Here is an 11,795-nt window from a genome sequence, read left to right on the forward strand (position 1 = left end):
TTTCCTTTAATATTTAAAAATCTTCATTTAATGAAAATTTAGAACCGCGATCTGAATTGAGAACGCCAGCCTTCTGGTAATCACCTACGCGTTTCTCGAAAAAGTTAGTTTTCCCTTGTAAGGATATCATTTCCATAAAATCAAAAGGATTTGTGGAATTATATAGTTTATCAAAACCAAGTTCAATGAGCCAACGATCTGCCACAAATTCAATATATTGTTGCATTAATTTTGCATTCATACCAATAAGATCGACTGACAAAGATTCGGTGATAAATTCCTTTTCAATATTAACAGCATCAGAAAATATTTCATACACACGTTCAGCACTTGGTTTTTCGTTTAACAATTTAAAAAGAATACATGCAAATTCGCAATGCAATGCTTCATCTCGACTAATTAGTTCATTCGAAAAACAAAGACCAGGAAGAAGTCCTCTTTTTTTCATCCAGAAAATTGCACAAAAACTTCCACTAAAAAAAATTCCTTCTACGGCAGCAAAAGCAAGTAATCGTTCAGAAAAGTTTCCTTCGCCTATCCATCGTAATGCCCACTCTGATTTTTTTTGTACTGCTGGAATGGTTTCAATAGAATGAAATAAACGGTCTTTTTCTATCGAATCTTTGATATATGTATCGATTAAAAGCGAATATGTTTCTGAATGTATGTTTTCCATCATAATCTGGAATCCATAAAAACACCTAACTTCAGGAAGTTGAACTTCTCTCATAAAGTTTATAGCTAAGTTTTCGTTCACGATCCCGTCACTCGCCGCAAAGAAAGCCAAGATATAACTCAAAAATAATCTTTCGTTATCAGTAAGTGAATTCCAGTCATCTAAATCACTGCTTAAATCTATTTCTTCCGCTGTCCAAAAAGATGCCTGTTGTTTCTTATACATTTCCCAAATTTTGGGAAATCTAATCGGAAGGATCACAAAACGATCCTTATTTTCTTTTAATAATACTTCTGATTTGTATTCCATACAACTCCTCCAAGTTTTTTATCTACCTGTATATTGATTTGTTCAAATTCGCAATGAACATAACAACAAACGCTTGTTTGCCGATAAAAACAGATTCGGGATGGTTGTAATTTCCCAAGACCAAATCTCCTTTAGCCCGGAATACAAACCCCATATGTTGATGGATAAGGTATGGGTATCCCGGTAGCAAATAGTCCGGGGCCCTGAAAAAAATTTCGGTACAAATGATCGTTTACGGGCGATTCACCTGTGGGAAGATCCGACTTTCCTTATCAAAATGGATAAGGATTTACGGTTGCGCCGTCAGCTGAGGAATTTCACCTCATTCCTCCCGGAATAGAATCTAAAGGAATCCAAGGAGACATATTTTGTCAACGGAATAAAACGAAGGAATTTTTAAAAAATGATACCAATAAACTTTAAAAAAAGGAGAGAGTTTGACTTACATTGAGAAGTAATTTCGTTTTTTAACTTCTTATACCATTCATCACAAGATCACCTTGGTAATATTAGAATTTATTTTTATAAACAGCGGAGAGGAGCTCCGAAAGTATAATTGGTTTTTTAACACAATCATTCATACCATTTTCCAAATATTCATGCAATTGAGATTCCATACTATTTGCAGTAATCGCAATTATCGGAATTTCTCGATAGGAATCATTTCGCTTCCTAATGAGTTTAGTTGCTTCCAAGCCATCAAGTACGGGCATTTGAATGTCCATTAGTATCATATCAAAGCGGTTATCCAAGTTAGACAATGAATCATCTAACATATGTATGACTTCAAGGCCATTGGATGCAACACTCACATTAATATTTTCTTTTTGAAAAATTTTTAACATAAACTTTTGATTCAACAAATTGTCATCTGCGATCAAAATATGAAAACTTTTTCCAGCACTAACCAAAGTTGGATCCACTTTACCCAACGGTTCTTCCCTTTGTTCTGTTTCTTGAAAAGGGATAGAAAATTGAAAAGTTGATCCTTCATCTAAAACACTAAAAACCTTTATTTCCCCACCCATTAAATTGATAAGTTGTTTTGAAATATAAAGCCCAAGCCCTGAACCTTCAAATTTTTTAGTCCTTGAGTCTTCCAGTTGCACAAATCGGTCAAATAATCTAGAAATATTATCTTCTGAAATTCCAATTCCTGTATCTTTTACATCAAATACGATAAATTTCTTATCTTCAGTGAATCGAACATCCAATTTTACAGACCCAGTGAATGTGAATTTTACTGCATTAGCAATTAGATTAATTAATATCTGTCTAAGTCGATTTCCATCCACTAGAATGAATAAATTTGGTTCCAAACCAGTCACCGTCATAGACAAATCCAAATTCTTTTTCTTTGCATCAGCAAGAAATATGTTAGTAATATCTTTGCATAACTTATAAATATTGGTTGGTTTTGGAATAATTTCTAATTTTTTGTTTTCTAATTTTGAAACATCTAAAATGTCATTAATGATAGTTAGGAGGGATAATACAGATTTTTCAGCGTTGTCCAAGTAGTCTTTTTGTTCCGCATCCACATTGGTTTGTTCCAAAAGTGTCAACATACCCAACACACCATTCATAGGAGTACGGATTTCATGGCTCATGTTTGCTAAGAATTCAGATTTAACTCGATTCGCTTTTTCCAATTCAAAAGTTCTTTTTTCAACGATATCTTGAATACTTTTTTCTTTACCCATAACAAGAAGAAGTAATATACCAAGTAATCCAGTTAATAGTGACGAAATGATTAACAATAATCGTGATGCATTGGAAAGATTCCTTTGAAAATATTCTTTTGTCGCAATTGTTTTAATGTTCAAAAGATGTGAACCAATTGTCATCTGATGTATATGGTAATAATCAGAAAAAATCTTTTCTTCCATATCGGAACAATTTTTTGAAATTATTTCTTGGTGATACGGACTATTTATCTCTTCCATTTTTATACAAAGATGATTCTGATCATTTCCGGTTAGTGCTTTATCTATGATTGTCGAAATACGGATCACTGCTGTTGCAAATCCATACTCACCAGTGGACCGCAAAACTGGATAAAAAACTAAAAAACCAGAGTCTTTATCCTTACTTTGTACAAAACTAATTTTGCCAGTCATATCAAAACCTTGTTTCTCTCTCGCGCGAAAAAGTGCCTCCTTTCTCTTTAAGTCAGAAAGTAAATTGTATCCGATAGCATCTTTGTTTTCCAAATATGGGTATATATATTTAATATAAACATAATCTTCATATTTGGGAGAAGAAATCAAGGTTTGATTTTTTTGTATTGAAATTCCAATCGAATCAGGATAATCGATTTTTAATTTTGTCTCAGCTGTATTACGTTCTGAATGTTTAACCCAAGGATTCCAGGACAATGTGGTAACACTATCTGATTCTTCAAGTACACCTTTAGAAAAAGTATCAAAGTTTTTACGATTTAAGTTAGTTGTTAAAGAAATAAACGAACCAAGTCCTTTCACAACTTTTATATTATCTAATAATCGATTCTCTATACCAGCAGCAGTAATTTGACCATCTGATTTGATTCGATATTTTATAAATTCTTTTTCCCAATTACGAGTTAAAAAGAATATCGATAATGTAAAAATGAAAGTACTCATGGTTGCTGAAGCAAATGTAATTAATCTTAAAAGTTTTTCTTCACCCTTATACCATTTATAAATTAAAATCATCAGAGGAGTAAAAATGATAATTCCAATGGTATCCCCCATCCACCAAGTGATCCAAGTTTGAAAAAGAAATTCCAAATAAATGATTTTAAAATATAATAGAGATAAACTTCCAATCACGGAAGAAACTAATGCTGTTACTGGTCCCGCAAAAACAAAAAAATGGGAAATCTCATTTGCCTGAAAGATATTCAAGTTTGTGTTCGAATATCTTTTTAATAGAAAGGATCCAATTACTGCTGAAGTTGCATTTCCCAATGAAATTGTAATATTTTGTGGGTCAGAAGTGATAAACTCAGCTAAAGTTTCTAGTGTCGGGAGATGCGTTGTGTTGGTGAAATACGCACCAAGAAAAAGTGCAAACCAAACGCGATTGCCGAATAATAAAACAAATCCAAGTGCGAGACCTGCCGGAGGCCAAACGGGCGTACTGTATCCATCAATAGAGGAAAGGTTTAGACTTAGTTTTCCTGCGAAGAAATAAAGTAAGAATACAAAAACCTGGAGTGAAAATTCTCGAATGTAATTTTTAATGGAAGCATTCGCAGAAAACATACATACATAAAGACGAAAAAATCCCTAAAATAAAGGAGAATTGGCAACAACCAATTGAGAAAATATCATCTATTGGCTTCTATATACTTTTTAAAATTGTCTAAAATGGCTTGCCATCCTCTGAACTGCTTCTCTTCGGGATTCTAATTTCCGGATCAAATCTCACTGCCACCTTTGTTTTGTCCCCATAAGTTTCTAAAACTACAGATGCTTTTCGTCAGCATCAATAATCGATTGAACGGTAATTTGATTAGAACCCATACAAAAAAATATATAAACTCTCTCTCTTGGATGCAAAGCTTTTAATTTTTTTCATAAAATCACTAAATGCTTATTTCACGGTTTTTGCAATTTCTTCGATTATGCCCAAACACTGTTTCCAACTTTCTATGGAATGGTCTCTTCTTTCCTCTGCTGTGAATCCCGATTGCGTTAAATGGATAGAAACCAAACCGTCTGCGAATGTTAATCTATTTTCAATGATGGAGTAGTTTTCTGGCAGGTCAGGTAACCCAAAAAAATCACTGAAATAGGAATACTTGAATATTTGAGGAGGTTGGAAAGTCAGTATTATTCCTTTTTCCTCATAAGGAGTTCCCTCCCAAACTCCTTTAAAAACAAGGGAACTTCCTTCTTTCCATTCGGAAATAGCATCAGTACCATATAAAAACTCCTTTATGTACTTAGGAGTTGTAAGAATCTCCCAAATACGTTCTAAACTAGATGGAATGGTTTTTGTAAGACTCAGTGTTAGATTATGATTCAATTGATTTGTGGTCTGCATTGTTTTCGTAACTCCTAAAAGAAAGATAACAAATAAGATAAGATTTGGATTGTAAAAAAGCGACAAAACTATAAATAATTACTGTGGTGAAGGAAAAAGGAAAATCAACTCGTGGAGTTTTGCGCCAAACAAAATCCAACCAAATCACTAATCACAATCGTTTTTTTGCGAATGAAAAATTAGATTTTTTTGTTGAGCACTATTGGACTGTTAGTTGGGATTTAATGAACGAAGAACCTTATCTAGCAGAAACTCTCCCTTACCCCAGCGTACACATTGTATTCGAAAAAGGTAATTCAAAATTATTTGGAGTCACAAAAGGTAGGTTTTCTACTTTATTACAAGGAAAAGGTTCCGTGTTCGGAATCAAATTTAGGCCAGGAGGTTTTTATCCTTTCTTCCAAAAGAACATATCTACTCTCACAGATAAAACCATACCCATCGCAGATCTAAATATATCAGATATTCATTCTCTCGAAACAAAAGTTTTTGAAACCGAGAAGGCGGAAAATAGAATAAAAATCATCGAAACTTGGTTAGAAAATATACTGCCCGAACAAGATCCAAAAATATTATTAATCAATAAGATCATAGATAAAATCAAAGAAGATAGGAGTATCCAATCAGTGAATCAAATCACAGAACTCTATTTAATTAGTCTCCGAAATTTACAAAGACTATTTCAACAGTATGTAGGTGTCAGCCCCAAATGGGTCATCCAACGATTCCGAATCCAAGAAGTAGCAGAACGAATGGAAAAGGACAAAACCATCCAATTTGCAGAAATGGCTTTAGATCTTGGATATTACGATCAGGCACATTTCATAAAAGATTTTAAAAATACAATTGGATTAAGTCCTGAAGAATATTTGAAAACTATAATTTAACTCAAAATACATGGCTAAAGTTGACAAATAACTGCTCATCTTCTCTGGATTTAGCATAATCAATCATGATGATGGTGGCTTGGTTCCAAGCGATTCGCAAACCTATCCCGCGAGAATAAGCATACCCTTTCCAACCTAATTTATGTTCGTCGTCCCATACACGACCATAATCAAAAAAGGGAACTAAGTTAAATGCGAAAAATTCATCTCCGAATTTAGCTTCTGCAAATTTCCATCGAACCTCTGTATTTCCCCAACCCATTGCGCGTCCCACAAATCGGTCCTGTTTGAATCCTCGAATGGTTCTTAAACCCCCAAGTCCCCCCACAAGTCCTTCGGTTCCCCACATATTTCTATATTCATAAAATGGTGCTTCACCTTCGGTGACACCCAAACCAAATCGATTGGCAATGACTAATTTATCAAATACCTTTGGAAATGGACTCCAAAACAATTTTGTTTGAGCAAAGTATTTTTGATAATCATAATCAGATCCAATGGCCTTGGTATGTTTTTCATAAGTAGCTTCAGCAAAAATTCCAGAGTTAGGATCTGGCTCAAAATCTCTTGTATCATAAACAAGACCAACACGAAGCGCATTAACATAACCACCGTTATAACCAATTATTTTTTTTGCTTCATAGTCTTCCGTTAGGCGTGTTTTTCCATTAGGAACGTCGGCAGTATGTTCACCACCAAGGATAGGATCTACACCACGTGCTAATTTTCCGTCATAGGTTCTAACAATATTGTTAGAAAATTTTAGACCTGCAACAAGTCTAACTGTTCCACCCACAAACGAACGTTCCGTACTCGTGGTAGCCATAGGAGTTTCTATCGTATAACGGTTGTACATTTTATCTGTGACTACATATCCAGGAGCTGATGGAAATCCGGAATAGGTTTTACCTCCGAAACTAATTGGATCGGATCTAGTTCCTGGTCGATAGTAAGTTAGGTTATTTTCCTGATCGATATAACTTGCATTGATGATATGTCTTCCATCTTGTTGGTTACGATCCAAATAAGATAAAGGTTTCATTGTGTCTTCCCCAATACCAAAATAAAGTGTGGTTGGAGTAATTGTTAAAAACAGGTCAGCTCGAAGTCTCCATTGCGTATCTGCAATGAATGGCATATCCAAACTAACTTGGTGATACTGTGCATTTTTATTTGTATTAAAATATTGTGCAAAGACTCGCATCCGATATGGTGTGTAATAAAAAAGTGAGTCTGATTTTTTTCCATTTTCATATACATAAGCACGAGCCCCATATCCAATCCCTTCATTGGGGTCAGAATTAATCAATGGTAACCCGGTTAGATACCAACTTTCTCTTTTGTCTTCAATGTCTTTTTTACAGAGTTGTTTGCTTACATCCATAGGGAAGGGAAGATTTTTGGGCGGAGGATCTTTTTCACAGCCGGCACTGGGAACATATTCCTGTGCCAAAAGAAAATTCGGAGTCATTACTGAAAAACAAACAAGGAAGGAAAAAAGAACAAGGTTGCGATTTCGATTCATAGACCTAAGTACGTACACAACTCATGGACATTACGTAACCAAAAGAATCGGTCAACTAGGAAATGAGTTCCCACTCACTTTTTATCTAAGTTAAATCTAAAAAAAGGTTTCCCGAACTCGGATTTGAAAATTCCAAAGGGCAGTTAATTTGTCATTTCTTTCGCCAAGGAATCAAGCTGAACAATGATTCCTCCCGTAGATTTGCTACTATCCGAAATTTGTTTGGAAATTTCGACTATGTTGGCAGCGTATTCGGATATATCCGCCGTAATTTTCGTAGACTCTTCAGTTGCAATCTTTTGGAAATTCGTAGAATTTTCGATCGTTTTACTTGTTTCGTAAATCCTGGTATTTAGGTTGTCGATCGTTTCAATGGCTTTATCAATTTCTACAATTTTGGATCCAACGCCGGTGATTTCGTTTTTGATGATCCCAATGGCAGAGTCCAATTTTCCCATTAGGTCAGATGATCGGTGGATAAGTTCGCTACTTTCATCAATCAATGAAAGATTTTCTTGAATGATTTTAGAAATTTCTTTTGAATTCCTAGTTGTTGCATCAGCTAACTTTGAAATTTCTTCCGCTACCACAGCAAATCCTCTACCGTGTTCTCCTGCCCTTGCTGCCTCAATGGCTGCGTTTAAAGATAACAAATTTACTTTATCAGCAATATCGTTAATCACAGAAACAAACTCAGAAATTTCTGTACTTTTCTCTTGTAGAATATTGAACTTATCAATAGAAAGATGGATATGTTCAGATGTATCATTCGAATAACTCATGACTACATCTAAATTTTTATATATTCTCCCAGTTCCAGTTTGAACGGTTTCATTGATTGTTTTAAGGTCATTTACTGATTTAATAGAAACTTCTGATTCGTTGTACAATGATTTGGCGATTTTATTGTTTGAATCTGCTTTTGATGACAACTCCATTAAAGATGACGAAATTTCAGAAAGAGAGGAAGCCTGGTGTTCAGAGATATGTTTCAATTCATCCGATATTGTGTCCTGATTTTTAATCTGTTCTTTCATTAGATCAATGGTTTTAAGAATAGTTTTTGCCATATTCATCAAATTTTCTAAGGCTTTCTTTGCTTCTTTTTGTTTTTCAACAGCTAAGTTCAGAAGATTTCTTGTCGCAGTAGCCCCTACTGTTGCTCCAATTCCTACCCATACAAAGATTAAAAACCTAACAATGATATTACTTTTAGGTCCACCAGGAATCAGTTCTGGCCTGAATGAAAACAAAAGGATTTCAGAAACGATAATTAATATAAAGTTATAGATGGAAGCATTTCGATTAAAATATAAAACACTGAGAACGAAAGAAATATAAAATGTTGCGGCTAGTTCAGTCGCACCGTAAATCACATACTGGAAAACAAGTAAACATAATGTAACACCCGTAATTGAGATATAACTGGAAGACCAATGCGTTTTTAATCGACTAGAGAGTAAATATCCAACAACTAAAATGGTAGTGGCTAGGACAAATTCTACCAATATACTCTGATATGTTAAATAATCAGACCCTTTCCCTGCTATTTTGATGGATAATGTCGCGACATTTGCAAGAGCGAGGATAGAAAGAAATGACATGAACATACGTTTGTTGTTCCGTAACATCACTTCCGTGAAAAGGTCGTCGGAAATGGTCATCACTTTATTTGGGGCAAAAATTTTAGCGAACAAACAGAACCTTCTTTATTACTTAGGTTAATTAAAATGCCATTCTTTAGAAAATGGATGGTTTGGCAAGAAACGTCCTAAAGGTGACTAGAAAGATTCTAAAATAGAAACTCGGCTCAAATCCGACTGCCAGGCGTTTCCAGGAACAAAAATCGTGTCCATTCCTAAATCAATGAACGAAGGACATTAAAATCCAATCCATTCAAAACCTATGAGACGAAAGGAAGGTAAAAGTTTTGTAAAAAAAACCTATTTTCCTTCGGTAATTTTTGCATACAAAGGATCATGAAAAGTTAGCTCCGAACCTCAAATTAAATAGAAAAATTTATCAAAATTTAGAATTTTAAAAAACCTAACAAACGAAAATTCATCACAATACGGTCATTAGCCTAAAATACTACAAAAATAACAGCATTAGATTTGTATAATATTATAGATTTTCCTAATTCACCACAGTATTCTTGTTAGTTTTTTATCAAAAAAACTTCGACTCGGTTGACATAAATTACAATAAGATAACTACTGTCAGAAAATCATCTGGAGAACTATGTGAAAAAAAATATAATTATTGTTATATTACTGAATTTGATTCTATTTTCCTTTAACTGTACAGGCGCGTCGATACATTCTACTTATGCTCCGAATTCAAATACAAATCCAACAAGGGAATACGCAACACCATCTATATTTCTAAAAGGTGGATTTATCTATCACAAAACATACGTTCCTGGGCCCATCGGTTTAAATGCCGAAGGTACCTCCGAAGGAAGAAGTTGTAGTCAATCAGTATTACATTTGTTTTCTTCGGGAAATTCATCCATAGAAGCTGCAAAGAGAGCAGGCAACATTACAAAAGTTGCATATTTAGATTATGAGCAATTCGGAATTTTCATGGGTATTATTTACCATAGATTTTGTACAATAGTTAAAGGATCATAAACGGTATTAAATATGAAAATCAATCTTATCTTTATCTTTCTCTTCAGCTTTTTTCTAGTCACAAACTGTGCCATTGGACCAACTCACGGTTATATAGTAACATCAACCAAATTTCCTGGAACGTTTAATCCTGAAAATAATGTTAAGGCCACAAAAGAAGGTCGAGGCTGTCAGTTTACAGTTTTATATCTTTTTAGTTTCGGCGATGCAGGTGCAGGTTCAGTGGCAAATAAAAACGGAATTATCAAGATTGCTACAATCGACCATTCCACAATATCATTTTTAACGGGTGTATATCGGTCTTACTGCACTATCGTATACGGAGAATAATCATGAAATCTATATACCTTACTATTTTAAGTTTATTAATATTATCCAACTGTGTAACAACTCCACTACCGGGTTATTATTTCACGTACACTACGCAACATATAAACGGTGACGCAACAGGAAACATGATAACCTCTGCTAAACTAGAGAAAAATGGAAAGTCATGCAGTTTCTCGGGATTTATTGTCAATTTTTTCTTTTATGGCCCAGGAAACTCCATTGAAGAAGCATCCCAACATGCAAATATCCAAAAGATAGCTGTTATCGATAGGGAATCTCTGACCATTCTACCATTCGGTATTTTTTATCGCGAATGTGTGATTGTATGGGGAGAATAAATCGTGTCGCATAAGATACTAACTACTGTTCTGTGGATTTCCTGTTTGTATTCTAGCAGTATTTTTTCTAAGGACTTTGATTCAACACATGAATTACCAAAAGTAAGGGAACCAGACAAACATAGAGTATACCTTCGGCGCAATGAGGGTTATGGCGGAATCAACTTTCCGGTTATGGATTACTTACGTTATGAAAGTTTTAATTCACTATTAGTAAATGGTTATGATGCTAATTCGGCGGTTAGGGCGTTTTCAAAAACCAATGGTTATAACGCCGTTTCCATTCAACACGAACTAGAATATCGTTATATGGATAAGTTTCGAGTCTTTTACGAAAGCCGATCATTAGTAAATTTAAAATCAAGTAAAAATGATCAAAGGTCTCTGCAATTCAAAGAGGACTATGTTAGTTTAGGGGCAGCCTATTTTCATCCTTTATCTCCAAATTTTAATATTGGAGTTAGTTTGAGACAGGTGGATATTGAACAAACTACAAAAAATAACTATGTGTTATTCGATCTTTTCCCGCCACTAATAGGACCTAGAAATAGAGAATTCAGTATGAATGTGAGAGGTACTGTGCCTGGAATTCATATTGAAATCAAACCATTACGTTGGTTTGAAATCCATATAGGTAAACAATTTTATAATCTCTCAGGAAATGACACTAGATCAAGAGTTGATATCATTTTAGTAAGTGATAGAAATGAAAGTTTATTGTTTGGCTACTATGATTTATCAAAAGGCCTTGTCAGTTATACGGGAGAAAAAACTACCTTAGACTTTGTATTTCGATTTTCTTCTTGGTTTGCAACAAAATGGGGTTATACAATTGAAAGATATGACGTAAAATACAAAAAATATCTTCTTTTTTTAGATGGAGATCTTCAATCTACATTACTGTATTCTACTTTAGAAGGTTCCCAAAAACAAAGGATGGACTTCGGTTCAATCAATTTAACTTTTGAATTTTCCAAAAGTTTTGGCGAGTAATTAAAAAAACCTAACAGAGGTGTATTTCTCTGTTAGGTTTACTGATTTAAACAAATTATCCAATATTGATAA

10 protein-coding genes are annotated in these 11,795 nt (G+C 34.3%); 5 read left to right on the forward strand and 5 right to left on the reverse strand.

The genetic code is table 11. The features are described 5' to 3' along the window. Positions 1 to 13: 13 nt before the first annotated feature. The 3 genes from EHQ31_RS16200 to EHQ31_RS16215 form a co-directional block, all read right to left on the reverse strand. A complete protein-coding gene (locus EHQ31_RS16200; RefSeq protein ID WP_135571987.1) occupies positions 14 to 985 on the reverse strand; it encodes a ribonucleotide-diphosphate reductase subunit beta in 972 nt (323 codons plus the stop codon). Positions 986 to 1,494: 509 nt separating this feature from the next. After that, complete coding sequence (locus tag EHQ31_RS16205; protein ID WP_135571989.1) at positions 1,495 to 4,233, reverse strand: MASE1 domain-containing protein; 2,739 nt, start codon at positions 4,231 to 4,233, stop codon at positions 1,495 to 1,497. 331 nt (positions 4,234 to 4,564) lie between these two features. After that, on the reverse strand, positions 4,565 to 5,017 hold the full coding sequence (locus EHQ31_RS16215; RefSeq protein WP_135571991.1) for an SRPBCC family protein: 453 nt from the start codon (positions 5,015 to 5,017) through the stop codon (positions 4,565 to 4,567). 86 nt (positions 5,018 to 5,103) lie between these two features. Between EHQ31_RS16215 and EHQ31_RS16220 the strand changes: the two genes are divergently transcribed. After that, positions 5,104 to 5,904 (forward strand): AraC family transcriptional regulator, encoded by an 801-nt coding sequence (locus EHQ31_RS16220; protein WP_244247439.1) that lies wholly within the window; start codon positions 5,104 to 5,106, stop codon positions 5,902 to 5,904. A 1-nt stretch (position 5,905) separates the two neighbouring features. Here the strand turns inward: EHQ31_RS16220 and omp85 are convergent, their stop codons facing one another. Both omp85 and EHQ31_RS16230 read right to left on the reverse strand, forming a co-directional pair. Continuing rightward, positions 5,906 to 7,429, reverse strand: coding sequence for an Omp85 family outer membrane protein (omp85, locus tag EHQ31_RS16225; RefSeq protein ID WP_135571995.1), 1,524 nt, complete (start codon positions 7,427 to 7,429; stop codon positions 5,906 to 5,908). Positions 7,430 to 7,572: 143 nt separating this feature from the next. Beyond that, complete coding sequence (locus tag EHQ31_RS16230; protein ID WP_135571997.1) at positions 7,573 to 9,126, reverse strand: methyl-accepting chemotaxis protein; 1,554 nt, start codon at positions 9,124 to 9,126, stop codon at positions 7,573 to 7,575. Positions 9,127 to 9,672: 546 nt separating this feature from the next. Here EHQ31_RS16230 and lsa14 point away from each other — a divergent pair. Genes lsa14 through EHQ31_RS16250 form a run of 4 tightly spaced genes read left to right on the forward strand, consistent with a single transcriptional unit; the run spans position 9,673 to position 11,723 of the window. Then, positions 9,673 to 10,062, forward strand: coding sequence for an adhesin Lsa14 (lsa14, locus tag EHQ31_RS16235; RefSeq protein WP_167481669.1), 390 nt, complete (start codon positions 9,673 to 9,675; stop codon positions 10,060 to 10,062). A 12-nt stretch (positions 10,063 to 10,074) separates the two neighbouring features. Continuing rightward, positions 10,075 to 10,392 carry a TRL-like family protein gene (locus EHQ31_RS16240; RefSeq protein WP_135572001.1) on the forward strand — a complete coding sequence of 106 codons (318 nt, stop codon included), beginning with the start codon at positions 10,075 to 10,077 and terminating at the stop codon, positions 10,390 to 10,392. 2 nt (positions 10,393 to 10,394) lie between these two features. After that, positions 10,395 to 10,730: a TRL domain-containing protein gene (locus EHQ31_RS16245; protein ID WP_135572003.1), complete on the forward strand. Its 336-nt coding sequence runs from the start codon at positions 10,395 to 10,397 to the stop codon at positions 10,728 to 10,730. A 3-nt stretch (positions 10,731 to 10,733) separates the two neighbouring features. After that, complete coding sequence (locus tag EHQ31_RS16250; RefSeq protein ID WP_135572005.1) at positions 10,734 to 11,723, forward strand: hypothetical protein; 990 nt, start codon at positions 10,734 to 10,736, stop codon at positions 11,721 to 11,723. The last annotated feature ends 72 nt before the right edge of the window (positions 11,724 to 11,795 follow it).

The organism is Leptospira montravelensis (assembly GCF_004770045.1).
In the GTDB taxonomy this organism is placed as follows: domain Bacteria; phylum Spirochaetota; class Leptospiria; order Leptospirales; family Leptospiraceae; genus Leptospira_A; species Leptospira_A montravelensis.